The 23,559-nt window shown below is 43.1% G+C and carries 22 protein-coding genes; 3 read left to right on the top strand and 19 right to left on the bottom strand.

Annotated features, from left to right (window positions below; genetic code table 11):
- The first annotated feature begins 3 nt into the window (after window positions 1-3).
- Entirely contained in the window at window positions 4-969 is a 966-nt protein-coding gene (locus H6541_03700; GenBank protein ID MCB9014875.1) for a T9SS type A sorting domain-containing protein, read from the top strand.
- Between the two features lie 200 nt (window positions 970-1,169).
- Here H6541_03700 and H6541_03695 read toward each other — a convergent pair whose 3' ends face one another.
- The 14 genes from H6541_03695 to H6541_03630 form a co-directional block, all read right to left on the bottom strand.
- Entirely contained in the window at window positions 1,170-2,177 is a 1,008-nt protein-coding gene (locus H6541_03695) for an electron transfer flavoprotein subunit alpha/FixB family protein (GenBank protein MCB9014874.1), read from the bottom strand.
- Between the two features lie 35 nt (window positions 2,178-2,212).
- Window positions 2,213-2,995 carry an electron transfer flavoprotein subunit beta/FixA family protein gene (locus H6541_03690; GenBank protein ID MCB9014873.1) on the bottom strand — a complete coding sequence of 261 codons (783 nt, stop codon included), beginning with the start codon at window positions 2,993-2,995 and terminating at the stop codon, window positions 2,213-2,215.
- A 110-nt stretch (window positions 2,996-3,105) separates the two neighbouring features.
- Entirely contained in the window at window positions 3,106-4,245 is a 1,140-nt protein-coding gene (locus H6541_03685; protein ID MCB9014872.1) for an acyl-CoA dehydrogenase, read from the bottom strand.
- Between the two features lie 381 nt (window positions 4,246-4,626).
- Window positions 4,627-5,832 (bottom strand): acetyl-CoA C-acetyltransferase, encoded by a 1,206-nt coding sequence (locus tag H6541_03680; GenBank protein MCB9014871.1) that lies wholly within the window; start codon window positions 5,830-5,832, stop codon window positions 4,627-4,629.
- 37 nt (window positions 5,833-5,869) lie between these two features.
- A complete protein-coding gene (locus H6541_03675) occupies window positions 5,870-6,541 on the bottom strand; it encodes a CoA transferase subunit B (GenBank protein MCB9014870.1) in 672 nt (223 codons plus the stop codon).
- 14 nt (window positions 6,542-6,555) lie between these two features.
- Window positions 6,556-7,344, bottom strand: a complete 789-nt coding sequence (locus H6541_03670) for a cobalamin B12-binding domain-containing protein (protein MCB9014869.1) — start codon at window positions 7,342-7,344, stop codon at window positions 6,556-6,558.
- Window positions 7,344-8,903, bottom strand: a complete 1,560-nt coding sequence (locus H6541_03665) for a lysine 5,6-aminomutase subunit alpha (GenBank protein ID MCB9014868.1) — start codon at window positions 8,901-8,903, stop codon at window positions 7,344-7,346. Before H6541_03665 ends, H6541_03670 begins: the two co-directional genes overlap by 1 nt.
- Before the next feature lie 27 nt (window positions 8,904-8,930).
- Window positions 8,931-10,322, bottom strand: a complete 1,392-nt coding sequence (locus tag H6541_03660) for a DNA mismatch repair protein MutS (GenBank protein MCB9014867.1) — start codon at window positions 10,320-10,322, stop codon at window positions 8,931-8,933.
- A gap of 3 nt (window positions 10,323-10,325) precedes the next feature.
- Window positions 10,326-11,333: a hypothetical protein gene (locus H6541_03655; protein MCB9014866.1), complete on the bottom strand. Its 1,008-nt coding sequence runs from the start codon at window positions 11,331-11,333 to the stop codon at window positions 10,326-10,328.
- Window positions 11,309-12,580 (bottom strand): lysine 2,3-aminomutase, encoded by a 1,272-nt coding sequence (gene ablA, locus H6541_03650; protein MCB9014865.1) that lies wholly within the window; start codon window positions 12,578-12,580, stop codon window positions 11,309-11,311. The genes H6541_03655 and ablA overlap by 25 nt, the downstream gene beginning before the upstream one ends.
- A gap of 208 nt (window positions 12,581-12,788) precedes the next feature.
- Window positions 12,789-13,829 (bottom strand): L-erythro-3,5-diaminohexanoate dehydrogenase, encoded by a 1,041-nt coding sequence (locus H6541_03645; protein ID MCB9014864.1) that lies wholly within the window; start codon window positions 13,827-13,829, stop codon window positions 12,789-12,791.
- A 40-nt stretch (window positions 13,830-13,869) separates the two neighbouring features.
- Window positions 13,870-14,694 (bottom strand): 3-keto-5-aminohexanoate cleavage protein, encoded by an 825-nt coding sequence (locus H6541_03640; protein MCB9014863.1) that lies wholly within the window; start codon window positions 14,692-14,694, stop codon window positions 13,870-13,872.
- A 10-nt stretch (window positions 14,695-14,704) separates the two neighbouring features.
- Window positions 14,705-15,097, bottom strand: coding sequence for a 3-aminobutyryl-CoA ammonia lyase (locus H6541_03635; GenBank protein MCB9014862.1), 393 nt, complete (start codon window positions 15,095-15,097; stop codon window positions 14,705-14,707).
- Between the two features lie 20 nt (window positions 15,098-15,117).
- Complete coding sequence (locus tag H6541_03630; protein ID MCB9014861.1) at window positions 15,118-15,765, bottom strand: CoA transferase subunit A; 648 nt, start codon at window positions 15,763-15,765, stop codon at window positions 15,118-15,120.
- 464 nt (window positions 15,766-16,229) lie between these two features.
- Between H6541_03630 and H6541_03625 the strand changes: the two genes are divergently transcribed.
- Window positions 16,230-16,664, top strand: a complete 435-nt coding sequence (locus H6541_03625; GenBank protein ID MCB9014860.1) for a universal stress protein — start codon at window positions 16,230-16,232, stop codon at window positions 16,662-16,664.
- A 73-nt stretch (window positions 16,665-16,737) separates the two neighbouring features.
- Here H6541_03625 and H6541_03620 read toward each other — a convergent pair whose 3' ends face one another.
- From H6541_03620 to H6541_03600, 5 genes are all read right to left on the bottom strand, one after another.
- Window positions 16,738-18,588 carry a YgiQ family radical SAM protein gene (locus tag H6541_03620; protein ID MCB9014859.1) on the bottom strand — a complete coding sequence of 617 codons (1,851 nt, stop codon included), beginning with the start codon at window positions 18,586-18,588 and terminating at the stop codon, window positions 16,738-16,740.
- Window positions 18,589-18,867: 279 nt separating this feature from the next.
- Entirely contained in the window at window positions 18,868-19,425 is a 558-nt protein-coding gene (locus H6541_03615; protein MCB9014858.1) for a DNA-3-methyladenine glycosylase I, read from the bottom strand.
- A gap of 152 nt (window positions 19,426-19,577) precedes the next feature.
- Window positions 19,578-20,600 carry an S-methyl-5-thioribose-1-phosphate isomerase gene (gene mtnA / locus H6541_03610; protein ID MCB9014857.1) on the bottom strand — a complete coding sequence of 341 codons (1,023 nt, stop codon included), beginning with the start codon at window positions 20,598-20,600 and terminating at the stop codon, window positions 19,578-19,580.
- Window positions 20,601-20,734: 134 nt separating this feature from the next.
- The gene (locus H6541_03605; GenBank protein MCB9014856.1) at window positions 20,735-21,301 is read right to left on the bottom strand and encodes an outer membrane beta-barrel protein; all 567 of its coding nucleotides are present in this window, start codon (window positions 21,299-21,301) and stop codon (window positions 20,735-20,737) included.
- A gap of 478 nt (window positions 21,302-21,779) precedes the next feature.
- Window positions 21,780-22,238, bottom strand: coding sequence for a cold shock domain-containing protein (locus H6541_03600; GenBank protein MCB9014855.1), 459 nt, complete (start codon window positions 22,236-22,238; stop codon window positions 21,780-21,782).
- Window positions 22,239-22,597: 359 nt separating this feature from the next.
- On the opposite strand from H6541_03600, the gene H6541_03595 reads away from it, so the two are divergent.
- Entirely contained in the window at window positions 22,598-23,557 is a 960-nt protein-coding gene (locus H6541_03595) for a tRNA-dihydrouridine synthase family protein (protein MCB9014854.1), read from the top strand.
- Window positions 23,558-23,559: the final 2 nt, after the last annotated feature.

Below are 23,559 nucleotides of genomic sequence, written 5' to 3'. Positions count from 1 at the left end.
AGCATGAAGAAAATTACAATAATCATAGTTCTATGTGTTTTCACAGCTATGATTGCCAATGCACAGCATTCAGGCAAAAGCGATTTTAAAGCTTCTGATTTGCAAAACCTTAACTACTCCGCAACTGGCCATGAGATTGGAAGCAGAACGACCGATTGCGATACCCTGCGTTATCCTTTGACCGGAGAGATTATATACTACTATATGCTCCCTCCTGGAATAGGCTATATTACAGGGAACAACAGTTACAAGGACAAAGCAAAAGCCGAATTTTTTAACAGTTTCGAAATCGGGACAACCATTAACGGAATGATTGCTGACTTTGTAGTAGCCAAAAGTGCTTCAAACCCCCAGATAACCTTTGCCATCTGGAACAGCAGTGCAACTGACGGAAAACCCGGAACAATAGTAGCCACGGCAACCAAATCATTAAATTCAATTGTGGGCGATGTCAACAATGAGCAAGCTACTTCTGTAACCTTTGACCAGCCGTTTACAGTAACCGGCCCGTTCTATGCCGGTATAATTCTACCAACCGGGCCTGGCGACACCCTTGCATTATGGTGCAGGAAACATGTGGCTGGCTACAATGGAACAGCCTGGGAACAATGGGACAACAATGCCTGGTATCCTTTTAATCACCCTGATTCATGGGGCGATAATATGCAAACTACTATGACCATTTTCCCCATTGTATGCCAACCCCTGGGAATGGATGACTTGCAGGCTAACATGACATTTGCCACACCTGTTCCGGCAACCGGAATTGTGAATATCAATGCTTGGAAAACCAGCGGAAAACACATGATTGATGTTTACTCACTCACCGGAAAAACAGTGTATTCTAAATCCTTTCCGGGAAGCATAGCTAATTTTAACATTGATTTAAGCACTTTACCCAAGGGCATTTATATTTTAAAGCTGAATGATGGTCAGCAACAGAAGAGCCAGAAGTTAATTCTGGAATAATTATCTGTATCAGGCATTTTTTAATCCAATATCATAAAAAAAGCCAATCGTCCGGAGCCCGGGCGACTGGCTTTTTTTAGCTTCATTTGCATCAACAGAATAAGTAAAAGCCAGCCAGTAAAAACAGACAAAGAATGCTTACTTCGTGAATTTCTTTTACCCGATGCTTTTAGTTCTGATATAAGCAATAATGATGGCTCTTATTTATTGTTCATCTCTTTGCTGAGTCTTTCGGTAAGCAATGGAATAATTTTATTCCCGTCACCAACAATACCTAGGTCGGCCACCTGGAAAATGGGCGCAAACTTGTCTTTATTAATGGCAATAATGTATCCACTTTCTTCCATACCGGCAAGGTGCTGTATAGCACCAGAAATACCACAGGCAATATAAAGGTCAGGTCTAACAGTTTTACCGGTTTGTCCAACCTGTCTGTCATGTGAAATTACACCTGCATCCACCATGGCTCTTGAAGCTGACACTTCAGCCCCCAGCACATCAGCAAGTTGTTTCAGTTTTTCAAAATTTTCAGCACAGTTAACACCGCGCCCGCCTGAAACAAGGATTCTGGCTTCTGTAATATCCTTAAGTCCCTTATTTTCTTTCACATTGCCAACAAGCCTGACTTTAAACTTTGAAGCATCAAAATCAACATGAAACATTTCCACTACGCCTTGCCGGTGAATATCCTTGTCAGCTTTTTGCATCACACCAGGCCTGACGGTTGACATTTGTGGGCGATGCTCCTTGCAAACAATGGTAGCCATAAGATTTCCACCAAAGGCCGGGCGAGTCATCAGCAGCTCTCCTTCGTCACCTATTTCAAGGCGGGTACAATCGGCCGTAAGCCCGGTTGAAACTCTTGCAGATAATCTGGGGCCAAGGTCACGTCCGATGGTTGTAGCTCCGATAAGGAATATTGCAGGTTTATAATTGTTTATCACACTGGCAACGGCCTGGGTATAGGGTTCTGTCAGGTAATCTGCGAGAGCAGCATTGTCAATTACAATAACTTTATCAGCCCCCCACGAAATCAATTCAGCGGCTTTATCAGCAATCTGATGTCCGGCAAGCACAGCAACCACATTATGGTTTGCTGCTTTAGCCAAATCGCGCGCTTTACCTAACAATTCAAGAGCAATACTCTGAATTAAACCGTTGCGCTGCTCGGCGAAAACATAAATATCTTTGTATTCTGATTTGTCCATTTTTTTTATGATTTAAAGTTGAGTCTTACAGCCGGCTAAATCAGAAACTTCTCTTTTAGTCTGCTAATAATAATACCCACAGCCTCTTCAGCATCTGCCTCAAACTGCTCACCGGCGGCTTTTACGCCTTTAGTAAATGCCTTGTGCACTCTTGTGGGTGAGCCCTTAAGCCCAAGATTTGCTTCATCAACGGTGATATTTTCGAAACCCCAGATTTCAACTTCGCGGTTATAAGCCTCCACAATTCCTTTTACAGGCATATAATCAGGAGTGTATGCTGATGCCAATACGGTAACCAAACAGGGCATTTCAGTTTCAAGCACTTGGTATCCTTCTTCCGTTTGCCGGCGAATGGTAAAAGTTTTATCACCATCATATTTCAAGTCCTCGAGATAAGTTACCTGAGGCAGGTCAAGAAGTTCGGCAATTTGCGGACCAACCTGAGCTGTATCGCCATCGATTGCCTGACGTCCTGCAATAATCAGGTCGAAATCAAGATTGCGCAGTGCGCCAGCCAACGCATTGGATGTGGCCAGGGTATCAGCACCGGCAAACTTACGATCGGTCAGCAAAATTGCGCGGTCTACTCCCAATGCAAGCGCTTCTCTTAAAATGGCATCAGCCTGGGGAGGCCCCATTGTAATAATGGTAACATGAGCATGGTAAGCTTCTTTTAACTGCAACGCCAGTTGCAATCCTCCCTTATCATCAGGGTTCATAATGCTTGGAACGCCCTCACGGATGAGTGTTCCGGTTTGCGGATTTATTTTAATTTCCGTAGTATCAGGAACTTGTTTTGCACAAACAATAATTTTCATAGATGTTATTTTTTTGATAACCATTCACCTGAGAAACAATCAATAGAGGTGAAACCATATACCTGGTCATACATAAACCGGTATATGAATGCGTTAAAATAAATGGTTGATTATCTGAAAAGACCTGCTGCAATAACCATGCGCTGCACTTCAGAAGTCCCTTCGTAAATTTCGGTTATCTTGGCATCGCGCATCATACGCTCTACCGGATAATCACGTGTATAGCCGTAGCCACCATGAAACTGAATAGCTTTAGATGTTACTTCCATTGCCGTTTCAGAGGCGTAAAGCTTTGCCATGGCAGCATCGGCTGAATAAGGGATCCCTTTATCCTTTTTAAATGCAGCACTTCTTACCAACAAGCGGGCAGCCTGAACTTTTGTTTCAAGATCGGCCATCTGAAATTGTGTGTTCTGAAAATTGCTAATGGCTTTGCCGAATTGTTTACGCTCTTTGGTGTATTTAATTGTTTCGTCCATAGCGCCCTGAGCAATTCCTAAAGCCTGAGATGCAATACCAATGCGACCACCGTCAAGTGTTTTCATGGCAATGCCAAAACCTCCGCCAATTTTTCCTAAAAGATTTTCTTTAGGAATGCGGCAGTTGTCCATAATCAGCTCGCAGGTTGCCGAGCCACGGATGCCAAGTTTTTTTTCTTTTTTACCCACAGAAAAACCCGGAGTACCCTTTTCGACAATAAAAGCGGAGATACCACGGGTGCCCTGTGATTTATCAGTCATGGCTATGATGATGTATACGGAAGCATAAACAGCATTGGTGATAAAAATTTTGGTTCCATTCAGCACCCAGCTATCACCATCAGCGATGGCTACTGTTTGTTGTGCCGAGGCATCGGTACCTGCATTTGGCTCAGTCAAACCAAAAGCGCCAATCCATTCGCCGGAAGCCAGCCTGGGAAGATACTTTTGTTTTTGCTCTTCGGTGCCCATCTCAAGAATCGGGGCTGCACATAAAGAAGTATGAGCCGACAAAATAACGCCTGTTGTCGCACAAACGCGCGAAAGCTCTTCAACGGCCATGCTATAGAGTTGATTTGTACCACCGGCTCCTCCGTATTTGGTGGGAACAGGAATACCCATAAGACCAAGTTTTCCCATTTTTTCAACAGTTTCGAGCGGAAAACGTTCCAGCTCGTCCACTTCAGCCGCCAATGGCTTTACCTCTTTTTCAGCGAACCGGCGGATCATCTGCAAAAAGAGGGTTTCGGTTGGGGTTTGATTGAAATCCATTTTTATAGTATTGATTAGCTATTGGTAGTTTATAACCTTTAAAAAGTACTGCGACAAAACATGATTAAACTTCAGCTTTACAAATGAAATATTGATAAAGCATCCTGTTTCTGACAGCGGGGTTACAGACTGCAAAATTACAATTTCTATTGTTAATCAATAAACAAAAGAGAAATTAAATTATTCATTATTTGACACTTATGAAGGTTTCTACATATGTTTATGGGCTGACTGAAGCAGATGAGAAATTATATCTTATAATAAATTATTGGGTGCGGTAAGCACTTGTGGAAGGAGAAAAAAATCACTATAAATAAAATAAAAGCACCCTCCCGATAATCATACGGGAAGGTGCTAAAAAATTGGCAGATCTATTGCCTGCTATATGTTTTTAAGTATAACAGCTGTTCCCATGCCGCCACCAATGCAGAGCGAAGCCAGCCCATATTGTTTGTTGCTGCGTTTCATCTCATGAATAAGGCTAACAGTAATCCGGTTGCCCGAAGCCCCAATTGGATGACCCAAAGCTATAGCACCACCATTAAGATTGCAATGAGAATCAAACCACTCGGGATTAACGTCATGATCCATACACAACTGAGCAATTACACCCAATGATTGGGCAGCAAAAGCTTCATTCAGCTCAATAACATCCATTTCGCTGAGTTTCATATTTGCCTTTTTCAGTGCATTGGAAATAGCAGGCACAGGGCCCATTCCCATAATTGAAGGATCGACGCCGCCCTGACCTACAGCCACAATTTCAACAAGCGGAGTTAATTTATGCGTCTTGACTGCTTCCTCAGATGCAACCAGCACGAATGAAGCACCATCATTAATTCCGGAAGCATTTCCAGCTGTAACTGAGCCATCCTTTTTAAAAGCCGGGCGCAACGATGCCAGCTTTTCAGGGGTAGTGGTTCTGTTTACATATTCATCGGTATCAAAGCGAATGGTTTCTTTTCTGGTTACAATTTCAACAGGCACAATTTCATCTTTGAATCGCCCGGCATCAATTGCTGCTGATGCTTTTTGTTGCGAACCAAATGAGAAAGCATCCTGCTGTTCACGGCTGATGTTGTATTTAGCCGCAATGTTTTCAGCAGTAATACCCATATGTACATTTGAAAAAGCATCGGTCAGTCCATCAAGCACCATATGGTCAACAGCTTTAAAATCGCCCATTTTGATTCCATTACGAACATTGCCTGGCAGAATATAGCATGAAGCCGACATATTTTCGGTACCACCGGCCAGAATCAGGTTGGCCTCACCAGCTTTAATATTTACATAGGCATTTAAAATAGCCTTCATTCCGCTTCCGCAGATCATATTAATTCCGTAAGCGGGAACTTCCTGCGGAACTCCTGCCTTTATAGCAGCCTGACGGGCCACTCCTTGCCCCTGCCCTGCAGAAAGAATATTTCCGACCACAACTTCATCAAGATCAGCAGGGTTAATGCCGGTTTGTGCAATTATGTCCTTTATAACCATTGAACCAAGCTCAGCTGCGGGAATTCCGGCAAGTGATCCGCCAAATTTTCCTACAGGTGTTCTTTTAGCTGCAACTATAAATACTTTGCTCATCATTTATATTTTTGGGTGAATTAGTAAATTTTTTGAATCAGGCCATTACTACTTGTTTCATTTCTTTGAGGTTTTCCGACACAATTAACTGAGCTTCAGTTTGTGCCTGCACTTCATCAATTGTAAACAAAGGGTTGATTTCAGTAAGAACAATCCCTTGTGGTGTAACTTCCATCACGCCCATTTCGGTAATAATCATATTTACCTGTCCTGCAGCAGTTAAAGGCAAATTGCAGGATTTCAGGATTTTTTTTGCTCCATTGGCTGTATGTTCCATGGCAATGATAACCTTGCGGGAGCCCACCAGTAAATCCATAGCACCTCCCATTCCAGGTGTTTTTTTGCCGGGAATCATCCAGTTGGCCAGGTTTCCTTTTTCATCAACCTGTAAAGCGCCCAACACGGTTACATCTACATGCCCGCCACGGATAACAGCAAACGAAGTAGCACTGTCGAAGCTTGAGGCACCTGGCAAGGCAGTAATAAAACCACCGCCGGCATTCAACAGGCTTTTATCTTCCTTACCTGGTTCAGGACTGGGGCCCATACCAAGCAAACCGTTCTCTGACTGTAATGTAACTTTGATATCCTGTGCAAGGAAATTAGGTACAAGTGTTGGTAATCCTATTCCCAGATTAACCACATCGCCATCGTGCAATTCAAGCGCAACGCGCCGTGCAATGACTTCTCTGATTTCGTTTTTATCCATAATTGAAAGCATTTTTAACCGTTAATTCTTTTATTAAGTTCCTGAGCAATGTAAGAAGCTACATCATTTGCGTACGAATTCATTGTAAATCCGGCGTCATAGCCAAGCTCTTTAGCAAGCTCGTGCGAAATACGCGGCCCTCCGCAAATAAGAATCACTTTGCTTCGCAAGCCTTCGGCTTCAAGCATTTCAACCAGCTCGGTCAGATTCTGAATATGAACATCTTTTTGCGTTACTGTTTGTGAAACCAGCAGAGCATCTGCTTTCATTTCAATAGCTTTGGCTATAAATTCCTCATTCGGAACCTGACTGCCCATATTGAGGGCTTCAAACATTTCATAGCGTTCAATCCCGTAGTGTCCTGCATAGCCCTTCATATTCATGATGGCATCAATCCCTACGGTATGCGCATCGGTGCCCGTACTGGCACCAACCACTACTATTTTACGGCCAATATGCTCCCTGATAAAAGTATCCGTTTCCTCCATATCCCAAACGGTTGACTCAACTTTTGGTACATGAATAGTTGTATAATCTACAGTGTGAATGCTGCTGCCATAGCAGTTGAAAAACGTAAAGCCAGGTGTTAGTTCTTTGTAAAAAACCACCTGAGGGTTTTCGAAACCCATCTTTTTCATCAGTATTTTGGCTGCTTCAATTGCCTCATCATTACACGGAACCGGAAGTGTAAAACTCACCTGGCTTTTACCATCGTTCATAGTATCACCGTAAGGTTTTACTTTTGTCAGGTCTAGCGTCTGATCAAAGTCATTACGCTCCATTGAATATAATCCGCCACTCATTATGCTTTTTCTCCTTTCATTAATGCTATAAACGGGTTCTGATAATTCTTTCCCTTTTCAACTACACCGGCGAGTCCCTTGCCTCCGGTACGTGGCCGTTTAACATCGCCAAACATTCCTTTTTCAAGTGATGAGAAAAGTCCTTCCTTTTCAATTTTCTGAAGGATTTCAAGGGCTTCGTCCAACACCTGTCTGGCACGCTTACATACAATGCCATCCTGTTTAAATTCAATGTCATTCCCTATATCTTTCATATTATTGAAAATGTACCGTGCATTTTCAATGGCAAGATAACGGTCTGACATAAACGGAGTATGAATTGCTTCAGTAATCATACCAAGCAATTGAATACCCTGGCCGGTCCAGATTGAAATTTGATTAAACAGGGCATTTTGAATTTGTCCTCTGAAGATGTTGCCAGTCATAAACTTTGTGGGAGGCATATATTTCAGAGGTGCTTTGGGAAATATTTCACGGGTCATTTGAGCCTGGGCCAACTCATATAAAAATCCATTTTCCATTTCGGGCTGCATTTCAAAGGCATGACCTAAGCCCATTTGTTCTTCAGGAATACCAGCCAGCAAGGCCAGTTGTTCATTGATGAGATCAGAAGCCAGCACAGTGCGGGCTTCTTCGTATGCATCAGCAGTTGTAAGATAGTTATCTTCGCCAGTATTGATAATAACGCCTGCAAAACCATTGATTACCCTTGAAAAATACTGGTCAACCATGGTCCTTTGCATGTTGATGTCGCGGAAAAGGATACCATAAAGGGCATCGTTCAACATCACATCCAAACCTTCAAGAGCTCCCATTACCGCAATTTCAGGCATGCATAAACCTGAGCAATAGTTACATAACCTGATATACCGGTTTACTTCAACACCCACTTCATCGAGAGCTGAGCGCATAATACGGAAGTTCTCCTGCGTGGCATAAGTACCTCCGAATCCTTCGGTAGTTGCGCCAAAAGGCACGTAATCGAGCAAACTTTGGCCTGTAGTGCGAATTACAGCAATGATATCTGCGCCCTGGCGGGCTGCTGCCTGCGCCTGAACCACATCTTCATAAATATTACCAGTTGCCACAATTACATAGATGTAAGGCTTTGATCCCTCTCCTATTGTGTTTAAAAAGTTTTCGCGGCGAGCGCGGTTTGATTTTATACGTTGAATGCTTGCTTCAATATAAGGCTGTAAAGCCTGGTTGATTTTTTCCGGTGTATGGATACTCATTTTTGTGATATCCATACCAGCTTCAGAAATTTGTTCAGCTATCTGTTGAGGAGTCAGCCCGGTTTCAACCATGGCATTACCTATATAAAACATGACCCCTTCACCTAGTAATCCTCTGGTTTTTAAATCGTCAACCACAACATTGGGTAAAGGAACATCATTTGCATCTACTCCATCGATTCCCAAAAGCCGGCAAAGTGTTCGTTCAACGGCCACCGTGCTGTATTTGCCCACAAAATTCTGCACATCAGCGGCTATTCCACTGGCACATTGGCGGGCTTTCTTCACCTTTTCAAAATCAAGTCCAAGCTTACTTGTTTGCATAGTATTCAATTATTTAAATGATTATTTTCAGTTTTGTGTAAGATAACGGCCCGCCTGTTCAACCAGCTCATCATCAACGCCCAGAATGGAAGCAATGCGCAAAGCTTCAAGCGGTACATCGTCAGCTTCATGCTCAAGCAGGGTATAATCCATATAGTTGTTAATATTGGCAACCGTTATCCTGTCTTTTAATTGATCCAACACCAGACCTTTTACCCTTAATTTCCGGCAGACAGTGGTGATGTTGCTGTAATGGGTTGTAATGAGGCTTCGAACCTCCAGTTTTGAAAGCACAAAAGTTAAGGCATTTACAATGGCTCTTCCTTCCTCTGGATTGGTCGTCCGCGCAGGCTCATCAATCAGGGCAAGAAGTTTTTGACCTGCACGCGCCTGAGCAACTATATGGTTGATTTTGAGCATTTCAGAAGCAAAAGAAGAGAGGCCGCTGAGTTCTGATTGTTCATCGCCCATGCTGTGCAATATATCATCAACCGGCACCACTAGGGCACTGGCTGCAGGAATGTAAAATCCAAACTGAAACAGGTATTGCGATAAAGCTACTGTTTTAAGTAAGACTGTTTTACCGGCCATATTTGCACCGGTAATTACACAGGGTGAGTTGTCCAGCCTGATATCAACAGGTTGGAAAACCTTTTGCTGAAGTTGCAAAGCTTCTCCGATGAATGGATTGAAAAGGCCCTGATATTCGGTAGTTTTATTTGCTGTTTGAGGCTTGCAACAATGATAATTAACAGCCTGAATGGCTTTGGCAAACAAAATATCAGCCATAGCAAGTTGCTCAAGAGCATTAAGCAGATGAGCTTTTTCGGCCAACAAGCGGGTTGACAAATGCTGCCTTATACTGTCTTCTATAAGCATGCAACGATAACGTAAAACTTCAGCCTGTTCAGGATCAGTTTGTAATAATATTTGCTGCCGCTTACGCAATCCGGCTAATTCACTACTATAAGCCGGGTAAATATAAAAATGGGCAATCCCCTGTTTTTCAGGATCAAGCATGTCGAAAACATGCTGCAAATCTGGCAAATCAATTACAGTGCAGCTAACTTCAGACAAGCATTGCCTGGCGGTTTCATTCAGCAAACTGAAATGCTTTATTTCGAAGAGCCCGATATCGTCGAGTACTGATTCATTGGCAAGATTAGACAGTGTACCATGAATATCGCGAAGCTGTGACAAGGTGTGCCTCAGTTTCTCAATATGTATGGCACTGGATTCATTGCTTACGATTTCAACAACAACTTCAAGTTTGTTAAACTCTTCTTCAATTTTGCGGGCGTTGGTCATCATTTCCTGCGAAAGAAGCATACGTCTTCCGGCAGAAGAACAAACAGTGAGTTCTTCGACCATAAATCTCAAGCCATTATTCTGACTGATAATATTTCGCAGATTTGCCATTTTTTAAATCTTTCTGACATCATAAACCGGAATTCCAAGTGATTCCGACATTTGCTCACACAACTTGTGTGAGTCGAGTACATAACCTTCGGGTGAAACAGGATTCACACAAACTGCAATTAACCTGGTACGCATCAGCACCCTGATACGGCCACCTTTGCGGATGAAGGCAGCATATGCCTCAGAACTGACAAAAATCCGGGTGAAGTCCCGCACCACCAGCACAATTTCTTCTATGTTTTTCTGCACACGCAAAAAATTGAGTAAACTATCGCTAACAGCACCTGTAACAAACAAGGTATTGCCTTTGCCAAGGAGTTTATCGCGGAATTTTTCAAGCATAAAGACCGATGGAATACCGAGGTCAACGATATTCCACTGGTCATCAATTGCATAAATGCCATTTTCGAGACATTGAAGCCGATCATTCACCGGTGATTGAAATGCTTCAATTTGAATAAGTGTATATACAAACCTGGTTTTGCGTACCAAAGAGTTGATATTGGCTGAAACGGCCGCACCGGTGGCAAGAATAATGCTTTCGGAAACTGCCGGCGAGCCCAGGCTGAGTCTTGACAGCGCCCCATCCACAATGGTGGTATCAACACCATAAGTTTTGAGGTCATCAATCGTTTCGCGCAACCAAAAACTATCCGAAGGGCCTGAAAAAATAACTTTCCCATTTCCTTTAGCCCGTGCAGTAACCAATCTGCCCAAAGCGGTACGCCTGTCACTCAAATGAAGAATCTCAGCATCAATCAGTTTTTCTCTGAAGTGTTTCTCTGAGGTAACAAATATAAGGTTTTCAAAAAGTTCGATTTCAGGTTTATGTGTAAACGTAACCTGATCAATACTTTCTCCGTCAATTCCAATAGAAGTAAGCGCCAGCTGTTTACCTGAGTGTTGAAGTCGTTTCAGCACATAGTTCAGGCATTCGGTCTTACCAGTATTCTTTTCAAGCCCGACAATTGATAAACTATTATATTTTAGAATGTCACCTGTGAAAGGCATTGATCGGATAGGTTTCTGATTTTACGAGATAGGCCTTCCGGCTCAAGCGACAACTGATCGCCCATCAGCAGAGAAGCTACACCTTCAGTGTATTTAGCCTTTTCACAATCGGGGCAATGGCATTCACTTTTGTAGTCCTGCGGTTCAGAATAGGTCGTAATCACCCCTTCGAAATTGCGCAATACAACCTTGCCGGGAGCCTGAGAAATCAGGTAAGTAGGCATTACCGGAATTTTACCGCCACCACCAGGAGCATCTACAACAAATGTTGGCACTGCATAGCCTGATGTATGTCCGCGAAGGTTTTCGATGATTTCAATACCTTTTGAAACAGGTGTTCTGAAATGCTCAAGACCCATGGAAAGATCGCATTGATAGATATAGTATGGCCGAACCCTGATTTTAACCAATCCATGCACAAGATTTTTCATGATGTTCACACAATCGTTCACACCTCTGAGCAGCACCGATTGATTTCCCAAAGGAATACCAACATTGGCCAGCTTGTTGCATGCTTCAGCAGATTCAGGAGTAATTTCATTCGGGTGGTTAAAATGTGTGTTAACCCAGATAGGATGATATTTTTTAAGCATATTCACCAAATCATCGGTAATGCGCTGTGGGCATACTACCGGCACACGGGTACCAATCCTGATGATTTCAACATGAGGAATTTCGCGCAAACGCTGAATGATTGATTCAAGCATCCGGTCGCTTACCATAAGGGCATCGCCACCCGAAAGTAATACATCTCTTACCTGAGGTGTACGGGCAATGTAATCAATAGCTTGCTGTATTCTGTCAGAAGGGGTTTCGCGGTCGTTCTGTCCGGCAAATCTCCTGCGGGTGCAGTGGCGGCAATACATTGAGCACATATCAGTAATCAGGAACAAAACCCTGTCGGGATACCGGTGTGTAAGCCCCGGTACCGGTGAATCACCATCTTCGTGCAAAGGGTCAAGTAAATCGGCCACTGAGCGATGCAGTTCAGCACCTGATGGCACAGCCTGTTTGCGGATAGGGCAATTTGGGTTATCGGTGTCAATCAGAGATAGATAATACGGCGTTATAGCCATACGCAGTGTCTCGAGCGATTTTTTTACACCTTCTTCTTCAGAAGGCGTGAGACTGATATATTTTTTGAGTTGATCAAATGTCTCAATTCTGTTTTTAACCTGCCACTTCCAATCGTTCCATTGTTCGTCGGTAGCCTCAGGAAAAAATTCTTTTCTTCTGTTAATAGACATACTAGATTTTTTAGTTCTGCTGAAGTGCTGTTAATTGCCTTCAGGCGTTTGTTATAAACTATTCATTTATAATCATTTGATTCTTCCAACCTCCCAATCCGCGAAAGAATGGGTTGGTTGGAAGAATGTGATATGTCAGTAATTATCTGATTGAAAGATTTGAACACAGTCAGTACTGATGGTTGACCATGTTTTCAGATTGAGTCAGTTAAGCGTAAAGTTCAGTAAAAACCTTTCTGAGTTCGTCGCATTCGCGAAGCAACTGCAGGGTAATTTCGGCGTGTCCTTTGGTATATCCATTGCCAACTATCATGGTAACATCACTGCCAATACCTTCGGCACCCAAAGCGGCTTTTGTAAAGCTGGTAGCCATTGAGAAGAAATAAACAACTCCGGTATCTTTGGTACACAGGATGCTGGTCATTTCAGTATCAGGAATGTTTACGTTGTTAATGGTAACGTCGCAAAGCTGTCCATTGGTAAGTTCTTCAATTTTTTCAAGAACCGGAACAGGAATAGTGGCATCAGCAGTAAACACTTCGTCGCAAAAGCCGAGATCGCGCAAGCGCTGGGCACTTTTTTCGCCGTGGCAGAGTCCGATCACTTTACCGGTAACTCCGGCGCGTTTTCTTGCTTCATAGCAGCAAAGCATTCCTGATTTTCCGCCTGCTCCAATAATCAGTACAGTATCACCTGGTTTTACCAAACGGGCAGTTTGAGCAGGAGCACCAGCTACATCCAGCGCTGAGAGGGCTAATTTCTCAGGCATATCGGCAGGTATTTTTGCATAAATGCCGCTTTCGAAAAGGATTGCCTTCCCTTCAATGTCAACCTGGTCAACATCTTTACGGATTTCTTTGATTTTATCGATACGCAGCGGAGTAAGTGACAATGACACCAGTGTGGCAATTTTATCGCCCACTTTCAAATCAATTTTACCTTCAAGTGCAGAGCCTATTTTTTCAACAATACCTAAAAGCATACCACCTGATCCGGTAACCGGATTGCGATGTTTGCCTTGTTTGGCAACGATATCGAACATAATTTCGGCAATTTTTTTCTCATCGCCACCTGCTTGTTCTTCAATTTGGGTAAAACTGGCAGAATCAACATTTAATGTAAGGACATCGATCAGGATCTCATTGTCGTAGATCTCATCCATGTTGTTATCAATCTTATTGGCTGGCTGAGGTAGAACTCCTTTTGGTTCAATTACACGGTGAATACCGTATTTACTTCCTTTTTTCATGCGTAGTAGGTTATTGGTTTTTGGTTTGGTATATTTTTGATTATTTTGCCTCAAGACCCAGTATCCGGCGGGCATCGGCCGGAGTGGCGATTTCGCGGCCCATTTCTGTGGCCATTCTGACTACTTTAGCCACCAGTTCGCCATTTGATTTTGCGAGAACTCCTTTCGACAAGTACACATTATCTTCGAACCCGACGCGCACATGCCCGCCATCAATAATAGCAGCCATTGCCAGCGGAAATTCGAAGCGTCCGACACCTGCCACCGTATAAGTAGCATCATCAGGAATACTGCCTCTCAAAAAAACAAAGTCACGTAGTTCGCCTGATATTCCGCCATTTACTCCCATTACAAAATCGAAGTGCATGGGTTTTTGAATAAACCCTTTTTTATGAAGACGTAAAGCCATGTCGATCATGCTTTTGTCGAAAACCTCAAGTTCAGGTTTTATACCCAGCTGAATCATGCGCTCGCCAAAATATTTAATGGTGTTTTCAGTATTCATAAATACCTCATCGCCGCCAAAATTGAGCGTTCCGCAGTCGAGTGTGGCCATTTCGGGCTTTAATTCTGTTGGTTGCAGGCGTTCATCATTGCTCATACCAACAGCTCCACCGGTTGAAGGCTGGATAATCACATCAGGAATTTCAGCTTTAATCGCATCAATCATTTCTTTAAAACGACCTTTATCCTGGGTTGGTGTTCCATCGTCCCAGCGGACATGCAGGTGAATAATGCTTGCACCTGCTTCATAGGCTGATTTGGCCTCACGTACAATTTCTTCAACAGTATAGGGGACTGCAGGATTATGCTCTTTAAGCACTTCAGCGCCACAAATGGCGGCAGTAATTATCAGTTTTTCCATAGGACAATGGTTATTGGTTTTTGCGCTGATTTTTCAATGGAACAACACAGGTTCCGCTGGCTTTGCAAACCACAATATATTCTGTAAGAACATCGGCTGCCGAATCAGAAATTTCGGGACGGGGGACTATGACTTTGCGGGCTTCAAAATTCATTTTGCGCGAAGTATTGCCAATATGGGTAATTTCACCAACGGCCTCAATATAATCGCCCGCAAAAACCGGAGCCATAAATTCAACATTATCGTAAGCCTTAAAAAGGCCTTCGTCTCCATCGTTTCGTATAAGTAATTCAGTAGCTACATCGCCAAATAATTGAAGCATCTTGGCTCCGTCAACCAGGTTTCCTCCGTAATGGGCATCGTGCGAACTCATGCGCACTCTGATAATTGACTGTTCTTTCATCATGAATTAGAATATCGTTATTAATTATTGATAATAAAATCTACAAAAATCCCGGGAGTATGAACATGCTCCATGCAGATTTTACCGGTTTCAACAAGTTTCTCAACTTCAGCAATAACCAAATCGGTGGCAGTTGCCATCAGCGGATTGAAGTTTTGCGAGTTTCCATTATAAATAAGGTTTCCTTCGTGGTCGCCTTTGCTGGCGCCTATCAATGCTATATCTGCACGCAAAGGCTTCTCAAGAAGAAAGTCTTTGCCATCAACAGTGAGTACCTGCTTGCCTTCGGCCACCATGGTACCTAAACCAGTTGGTGTAAGAAAACCTCCCAGCCCGGCGCCACCGGCCCTTACCCGCTCGGCCAGCGTACCCTGAGGTACAAATTCCACTTCCAGCGTGCCTTCATTCATTTGTGCCTGCGTGGCAGGATTGGTTCCTATGTGTGAGGTTATCACCTTCTTTACCTGACGGTTAACAATTAAGCGGCCCACACCCTGATCGGGGAATGCTGTATCATTACAAATAATTGTCAGATCTTTTACATTTGACTTCACCAGTGCATCAATAAGCCGTGGCGGAGTTCCACTGGCCATAAAGCCTCCAACCATTATGACTGAACCATCTTTAATTTTGGCTACAACTTCTTCCAGAGCAATTAACTTATTCATCTTAAAACACAGTTTTTGTAGGGAATTAAACGTTGCGAAAGTACAAATAATTTGAGAGCTCCAACAGTTTTCAAAAGAAATCGTCAATCCCTTGACAGATGCTGATTACACTAACTTAAACTGCTCAAAATGACAGACATTAATCTGATAAACCGGCCATAAATAACCTCAAATCGGAAGCCCGATAGTAAATAATAATCTTAAAATCATTTCACATGTAGTATATACAATATGACCATGTGTTATTGTCTGCCGAGGTCTATGGGTGTTTGTTTCCCAGTTGTTTAAAGAATACCTCCCGAAATTTCATCCATAAATTTAGTCAACAGGGCTTCCTGCCTGATGATTTTGGCTATACATAGCTTGACAAACCAGCCAACTTAAAGCCTGAAACATTGTATTTTTTTCCCCTTGAATTCATCCTTTAATTATTGTATATTTGTGAATATGAAAACAATAACCCCATGAAACGAATTCTGGTTCCGGTAGATTTTTCTGATTTATCAACAGATGTTATTGAAAAGGCCGGCGAAATTGCCAGCGCATTTAACAGCGAAGTTTATATATTGCATATATGTTATCCCGTAGTATTTTTGAGTGAAAATGCACCGATGCAGCCACCGGCAGGTAATCCGTGTCTCGACGAAATGATAAGCGAAAACCGTGACCTGAAGGCCATGGTGCACTACCTGAAAAACAAAGGGGTAAATGCCCGTTCTGCCATTATTCATGGTCCGATAGTAAGCACCATTCTGCATGAGGCCAAAATGTTTGACGCCGAGCTCATTGTTGTGGGCTCGCAGAGTCATGGACTGGTTTACCGAACACTGATAGGAAGTGTAAGCAGTGGCATCATGCGCCAGAGCTCCTGCCCTGTTTTGGTTATTCCGCAAAGTTGATTTATCTCCGTTGCAGCCGCTTTTTCAGACCTCCCATTAAGGCTTTTGGACAATTTTAAGCCCCTAAAACAGATCAATAACGTTTCGTTTTCCCAAACTTATCCAGCAAATCTTTTCTGCCCATTTTTCGGAGGGTATCTGACAACCATCTTTTATTCTCTGCTTTATACCAGAAAAAGAAACGCTGCTGATTAACTTTGTCTTCTTTTGTTTTGGCCACATACACAGGTTTTTGCGTGTATGGATCAATACCCGTATAATAAATGGCTGTGGCCAGGGTCATGGGCGTAGGCGTAAAATCCTGCACCTGCTCCAGGCGGAAACCCTGTTGCATGGTTTCGCAGGCAAGTTCGGCCATATCTTCGGGGCGGCTGCCCGGATGACTTGAAATAAAATAAGGAATCAGTTGCTGCTTCAGCCCATTTTGACGATTGATCTCCTCAAAACGTTTCTGGAAATCGATAAAAGTACGATAGTGAGGTTTCCGCATAATCTGAAGTACATTCTGTGCACTGTGTTCAGGAGCCACCTTTAACCTGCCCGAAACATGCTTTGTAATTACCTGCTTCAGATATTCATCCAGACCATTGGCTTTGTTTTCAGCTTCAGTGCGACCCACCAGCATATCGTAACGGATTCCGCTGCCAATGGTGATTCTTTTCACCCCCTGTACCAGCATTGCTTTTTTATAAAGGGCAGTCATTGGCCGGTGGTCGGTATTCAGGTTCCGGCAGATGGTCGGAAAGATACAGGAAGCCCGTTTGCATTTCTTACATTTATCAGTATCAATCCCTTTCATCAGATACATATTGGCCGAAGGGCCGCCCATATCGGTAATGTGGCCTTTGAAATCCGGTTCTGATGCTACCAGTTTCACTTCGTTCATAATTGATTTCTCAGAACGGCTTACCACAAATTTGCCCTGATGGGCAGAAATAGCACAAAAAGCACAGCCACCAAAGCAACCGCGGTGCAAATTGATAGAATTGCGGATCATCTCAAAAGCCGGAATCTGACCCCGTTTATTGTAACGAGGATGGGGTTGCCGGGTGTAAGGCAAATCGAATGCAGCATCAATTTCCTTTTCCTCCATCGGGGGATTGGCCGGATTTATCACCGTAACCGTATCGCCGTTGGGCTCAATAAGGCGAGCTCCCTGCCAGCGGTTCGACTCCTCTTCAAAAATTCTGAAATGACGGGCAAAGGCTTTTTTATCGGCCTTACACTGCACATGCGAGGGAAGTTCAAGGGTATTAACACCTGGCATTTCAGGTAACAACTCGTCTGCCGGCACTTTGAAGGCGGTTTGCTCCAGGTCACGAATCTGGTGAATGGGCTCGCCAGCTGCAAGTCGCTGCAAAAGTGCTACAATAGCCTTTTCTCCCATTCCAAACACCAGCATATCAGCTCCACTCCATGTGAGGATGTCAGGTTTCAGACTATCGCTCCAGTAGTCATAGTGCGTAAGACGGCGCATGGAGGCTTCAATTCCACCCAGAATTACGGGCACATCAGGAAATAGTTTCTTTAAAATTCCAGTATAAACAACACTTGCATAATCCGGCCTGAAGCCTGCAATTCCACCGGGTGTATAAGCATCGTCAGAGCGCAGGCGTTTGTTGGCTGTATAATGATTCACCATGGAATCCATGCAACCGGCAGTTACACCAAAGAAAAGGCGTGGCTTGCCAAGTTTTTTGAAGTCGCGCAGGTCGTCACGCCAGTTGGGCTGAGGTAAAACAGCCACCCTGAAACCTTCTTTTTCTATTAAACGACCCATTACAGCATGGCCAAATGAAGGATGATCAACATAAGCATCGCCTGAAACGATGATGACGTCAACTTCGTCCCAGCCTCGACGGTCGAGTTCCTCGCGGCTAACGGGCAACCAATCGGTTATGGGTCGTTTTTCAGGAATGTTCATCCTGCAAAGGTAAGTGTTTATCTATTGTAGCGGGAAAACCAAATATTTAGCGCTTGTTTTTGCGCTGTGTCAGATTATTTCCGGAAATTACAATAAATTTTCCTGTAAATATCAGGCAAAAAATTGGTAAATAGTCGATCCTTATCAACTCAATTTCACATTTTGTACGAAATGAAATTGAAGACTTTCGATTATCCAAAAAATAAGATTTTAAAACACTAATGTCAGATAAACATTGGATTTTAATCAGCCTTTTCACAGGAAGTTATCCCTTCCGCATCAAGAGCATTTTCTGAAACAATCTTCCAGGTGATCATCCACCAATCCGGCGGCCTGCATAAAGGCATAGCAGATGGTGCTGCCACAGAAGGTGAAACCCCGCTTTTTCATGTCCTTAGCCATGGCATCTGACTCAGGGCTGGTGGCCGGCAGTTGTTTAAGATTGGTCCAGTGGTTTACGATGGTTTTGCCACCGGTAAACTGCCAGATGTAGGCATCGAAACTACCAAACTCACGCTGAATTTCAAGAAACAGCCTGGCATTTTTAATGGTTCCCCTTATTTTCGCCCTGTTGCGGATAATTCCGGAATCGGCCATCAGGCGGTTAAAATCATCATCGGTGTAGGCTGCAATTTTTGTAGCGTCAAAATTGTCGAAAGCCCGCCGAAAACCTTCGCGGCGATGCAGGATGGTTTTCCAGCTCAGGCCTGCCTGAAAGGCATCGAGCACAAGAAACTCAAACAGTTTGCGGTCATCATGAACCGGTACACCCCACTCCTTATCGTGGTATTCTATCATCAACGGGTCGTTGCCCGGCCAGTTACAGGTTTTTTCCATAATTAAAGCTCAAAAACAACTAACAACTAACAACTAACAGTTAAAGGAAAAAGTTCTTCGTTCTGGGTTTGTCGTTCTGGGTTCGTCGTTCGTCGTTCTCCGTTCGTCCCACGCCCCTCGTCCCACGTCCCTTTTCTGCGTCCCTCGTCCCTCTAAAAAAGTGCCTTTATCTCATCCCCTGATGCCTTTATAATTCCTTTTTCGGTAATAATACCGGTAATAAACTCTGCCGGAGTAACATCAAAAGCCGGATTTATAGCATCAGAGCCAGGATTGGTTACCCGTATGGTATGCATCTGGCCATTCTGATCAGGGCCGGTTTGAAAGTGCACTTCATCAGCACTTCGTTCCTCAATTTCAATCCCTTCGCCGTTTAGAGTTGCAGCGTCGAACGTTGACACAGGGGCAGCAACAAAAAAAGGAATCCCAAATTGTTTTGCAATGATGGCTTTTTCAAAGGTTCCGATTTTATTGGCAGTATCACCGTTAGCCGCAATTCGGTCGGCACCCACAATCACCAAATCAACCAGGCCTTTCGACATCAGGTAAGCTCCGGCATTATCAGGAACTATTTGGTGTTCAATGCCTTCATTCGTCAGCTCCCATGCCGTAAGGCGCGCACCCTGACTTCTGGGCCGGGTTTCATCGGCATAAACGAAAACAGATTTCCCGCCACGGTGAGCGTGATAAACAGGCGACAATGCACTGCCGTAATCAACAAAGCCAAGCCAACCGGCATTGCAATGTGTGAGAACTCTTGCCCCGTCAGCAATCAATGACTCACCATATTTTCCGATATTTTTTGCAGCTTCGGTATTTAACCGGGCAAGCCTGATGGCTTCATCCACGGCAGCCTGAACGGAGCCTGCAGCTGCTTCATACACGCGATCCACAGCATAAAACAGGTCGCGGGCAGTAGGCCGCGTTGCTTTAATCCGCTGCCGGGCCATTTCGGGACTTTCATTTGAGATAACAGCCTGAGCCATAGCAAATCCGGCAGCAGCACCAATGGCTCCGGCACCTCTTACCGTCATCATTTTAATGGCCTCGCAGGTTTCTTCCCATGTTTTACACTCTGCTATTGAAAACTTAAATGGCAGTAAATTCTGATCGATCATAAAAACCGATTCTCCTTCAAACCATATAGTCTGATAATTTTTCCCGGCTACTCTCATTCGCAACAATTAAAGAATCAAACAAAGATAATCATTTCAACTGCACAGGAAAATCTGCAGTTGAAAAAGGAGCATTCAAAGCAGAAATAAAAAAAGCCACCCCGGAGAGTGGCTTAGTTTAAAACATTTATTTATTACAGTTTCAGCGCAACGCCAAGATTGAGCCATGCGATGCCATAACCAATCTCTGCCATAGCAGCAAATTTATCGCTGAAATAGTAACGGCCACCAGCATACCATGACCAGATAACTCCACTGCTTGAAGCACTGTAATTGTATAATGGATCAATGTCGCCGGTTTCTTTGGCAGAAACAATGTTCATACCAATCATAAGTCCGGTATAAGTATCCAGTTTGTCAATCAAAGGATAGTGAAACGAACCTCTTGCACCAATAATAAGGTTAGTGTATTTATATCCCCAGGTGCCTCCGAAATAGGAATACTCCCATTTGTTGGCTGCATAGCCTAAATATCCTCCAACACCAATAGATCCAATGTCAAGAACATCGTCTTTTACTCCAATTTCAAAAGAAGCTGAAATAGGTGGAATTGTACTAGTGTAGCCAGATCCGGTGTATAAAGTGCTACCCAGGCCTATCCCCAGATTCAGTACTTTTTCACCTTTAGTAAGAAGATTGTCCTGCGCAGATAAATTAAATGCCAGGAAGGCTGCAAAAAGAGTAATTGCGATTTTTTTCATGTTTAATTGGTTTTGGTTAATAATGGGTTTGATTTATTAAAATGAAAATCTGATTTTAATATTTATTCGATGATTAAAATATCGCAGTAAAAAAAAATAGAGCAGGGGTAGCTATGCGCTTAGTATAGGTTAGTAATTTCAGACGCAAATATAATTCAATTATGTAAAGAATGAATGCGTATTTATCGGTATTTTAAAACGGTTATCTCTTTTCTTTTGAAATTGCTTTTGTGAAATACTATTTCGCTGTTGCAACTTACTTGCATTTTGCTGACATACAGGCCTATTACTGAATTAAATAACCAAAATAGTCGCAATTTGACCAACAACATGGACATTTATAAAAACATAAGCAGCTTCCTGCAGGCAACAAACTATTGCTTTTCAGGAAGCTGTATTGTAGTATAAAAAAATGATTAACAGCTCTATATCAGGCTTTTAAACCTATATATGTTCGGTTTTACACAAAAACCGGCATTTATCTGACTAATTTAACCTCAAAGGCGCTGAGCCCTTTAGGGCTTCTTTCCACCTTAAAAGTAACCTTGTTATTTTCCTTGATGCTTTCGGTAAGCCCGTTGATATGTACAAATATACTTTCCTGAGTGTTCAGGTCTTTAATAAAACCATATCCTTTTGATTCGTTGAAGAAACTGACAATTCCTGTTCTGAACTCCTCAACCTGGTCGGCAGGATCCTGTTTTCTTACGCCAATCTCAATGTCTTCGGCCTTAATGACTTCCTTTTTTACTGTTGGATCGGGAGGTGTAGAAGTGATGCGCCCGTATTCATCTACATAAGCTATCATATCATCAAGACTGTTGCCGTCTTTTGAATTGGAAGCTCTTTCAACTTTTTTTGCTGCTTTTTCCTTTTTCTTCTTCTGCTTTTTCTTTTCGTTTTCCTGCTTATTCCACGTTTGCTGTGATCTTGCCATAATTTACCTTTTCGGGATTATCCTTTTTTGAGAGGGTGAATAAAATAGTTCTGAAAGAATCCGCTGAAAAGAGTGCCAATGTATCCAACAAAACTTTGAATCTGCAAAGATACGATAAATAGTTGGTGTTGAGCCATTTTTGAAAAAGCTTAATTTTCAGGCTTATTATCTTAGGAGCCTGTTGACAGGCATTCAAACAACTAAGCCGGAATTTTATAGCATGAAAGCCATTCCATTCAACTTCCCATTTAACTGTCATGCTGTATTTTCAATTAACTGGTTTGCGTTCCTGTTGGTCAGAATGTTCCGGCAGGCCAATAAAATGTTGTGTTTGAAACTTCCTTATCTTCGCCATCCTGATGAATGATCAAACAAAAATTTACTTTGCCCCTTTTCAGGGCATTACTACTCACGTTTTTCGAGGTGTTTATGCCCGTCATTTTCAGGGTGTTGACAAGCTTTACACGCCGTATTTTGCCAACTTTGCCGCTGGATGCAGTTTGTCGCCGGCAAAATTAAAGGCGCTGAAGCAACAGTTTGAAAACGGAATTGAAGTCATTCCTCAGGTGCTCAGCAAAAGTGCTGATGAAATTGTATGGCTGGCTCAATGCTGCGAAGAGATGGGTTTCAGGGAACTTAACTGGAATATCGGATGCCCTTACCCTCAGGTAGCAAATAAAAAAAGAGGTTCGGGCATACTTCCTTACCCCGAAATGGTTGATGAAATTCTGCAAAAGGTTATGCAGGAAGTGAAAATTGCATTTTCGATAAAATGCCGTTTAGGGTATCTTTCCGCTTCAGAGATGGATCATCTGATTCCGGTTTTTAACCGTTATCCCATTCGTGAACTTACTATTCATGCCCGCATTGGCAAACAGTTGTACACCGGACATCCTGATTGGGATTCCTTTTCAGCTGCAGCCTCCCTGATAAAGGCACCCCTGGTTTATAATGGCGATATTTTCAGTGCTGATGATTTCAATCTTTTTCACGAACGATTTTCAGAAATACAGCTGATAATGCTTGGACGGGGGCTCCTCTCCGACCCCCTGCTCCCTGCCCGGATAAAAGGAATATTATTGCCAAATGATCACCGCGAGCTTATCCGCCGGTTTATTGACGATCTTTATTTTACTTATCGCAAAGAAAGAGACGACAACCCATCTGTCTTAAATGCCATGAAAGAATATTGGGCATACCTGGCCGAATCTTTTGATGAACCGGTTAAAGTTTTCAGAAAAATAAGAAAAGCCAGGCATTTTAATGATTATGAAGATGCAGTAAACCGGGTGTTTGATCAGCATGAGCTGAAACGATAAAT

The sequence above is a fragment of the Lentimicrobiaceae bacterium genome (assembly GCA_020636745.1).
In the GTDB taxonomy this organism is placed as follows: Bacteria; Bacteroidota; Bacteroidia; order Bacteroidales; family Lentimicrobiaceae; genus Lentimicrobium.
Note: the sequence above shows the minus strand (reverse complement) of the source record. Positions and strands in the feature narration are given on the sequence as shown.

Bases quoted from the DNA above. Each gene is read 5' to 3' on its own strand.
- H6541_03655 (MCB9014866.1), bottom strand. From the start codon at position 11,333: ATGCCTTTCACAGGTGACATTCTAAAATATAATAGTTTATCAATTGTC.
- H6541_03670 (MCB9014869.1), bottom strand. From the start codon at position 7,344: ATGAGTGGCGGATTATATTCAATGGAGCGTAATGACTTTGATCAGACG.
- H6541_03675 (MCB9014870.1), bottom strand. From the start codon at position 6,541: ATGGATAAAAACGAAATCAGAGAAGTCATTGCACGGCGCGTTGCGCTT.
- H6541_03665 (MCB9014868.1), bottom strand. From the start codon at position 8,903: ATGCAAACAAGTAAGCTTGGACTTGATTTTGAAAAGGTGAAGAAAGCC.
- H6541_03645 (MCB9014864.1), bottom strand. From the start codon at position 13,829: ATGAAAAAAGGAAGTAAATACGGTATTCACCGTGTAATTGAACCAAAA.
- mtnA (MCB9014857.1), bottom strand. From the start codon at position 20,600: ATGAGAGTAGCCGGGAAAAATTATCAGACTATATGGTTTGAAGGAGAA.
- H6541_03660 (MCB9014867.1), bottom strand. From the start codon at position 10,322: ATGGCAAATCTGCGAAATATTATCAGTCAGAATAATGGCTTGAGATTT.
- H6541_03695 (MCB9014874.1), bottom strand. From the start codon at position 2,177: ATGGACAAATCAGAATACAAAGATATTTATGTTTTCGCCGAGCAGCGC.
- H6541_03685 (MCB9014872.1), bottom strand. From the start codon at position 4,245: ATGGATTTCAATCAAACCCCAACCGAAACCCTCTTTTTGCAGATGATC.
- H6541_03680 (MCB9014871.1), bottom strand. From the start codon at position 5,832: ATGAGCAAAGTATTTATAGTTGCAGCTAAAAGAACACCTGTAGGAAAA.
- ablA (MCB9014865.1), bottom strand. From the start codon at position 12,580: ATGTCTATTAACAGAAGAAAAGAATTTTTTCCTGAGGCTACCGACGAA.
- H6541_03605 (MCB9014856.1), bottom strand. From the start codon at position 21,301: ATGAAAAAAATCGCAATTACTCTTTTTGCAGCCTTCCTGGCATTTAAT.
- H6541_03635 (MCB9014862.1), bottom strand. From the start codon at position 15,097: ATGAAAGAACAGTCAATTATCAGAGTGCGCATGAGTTCGCACGATGCC.
- H6541_03690 (MCB9014873.1), bottom strand. From the start codon at position 2,995: ATGAAAATTATTGTTTGTGCAAAACAAGTTCCTGATACTACGGAAATT.
- H6541_03625 (MCB9014860.1), top strand. From the start codon at position 16,230: ATGAAACGAATTCTGGTTCCGGTAGATTTTTCTGATTTATCAACAGAT.
- H6541_03600 (MCB9014855.1), bottom strand. From the start codon at position 22,238: ATGGCAAGATCACAGCAAACGTGGAATAAGCAGGAAAACGAAAAGAAA.
- H6541_03620 (MCB9014859.1), bottom strand. From the start codon at position 18,588: ATGAACATTCCTGAAAAACGACCCATAACCGATTGGTTGCCCGTTAGC.
- H6541_03615 (MCB9014858.1), bottom strand. From the start codon at position 19,425: ATGGAAAAAACCTGTAACTGGCCGGGCAACGACCCGTTGATGATAGAA.
- H6541_03630 (MCB9014861.1), bottom strand. From the start codon at position 15,765: ATGAATAAGTTAATTGCTCTGGAAGAAGTTGTAGCCAAAATTAAAGAT.
- H6541_03700 (MCB9014875.1), top strand. From the start codon at position 4: ATGAAGAAAATTACAATAATCATAGTTCTATGTGTTTTCACAGCTATG.
- H6541_03640 (MCB9014863.1), bottom strand. From the start codon at position 14,694: ATGGAAAAACTGATAATTACTGCCGCCATTTGTGGCGCTGAAGTGCTT.
- H6541_03595 (MCB9014854.1), top strand. From the start codon at position 22,598: ATGAATGATCAAACAAAAATTTACTTTGCCCCTTTTCAGGGCATTACT.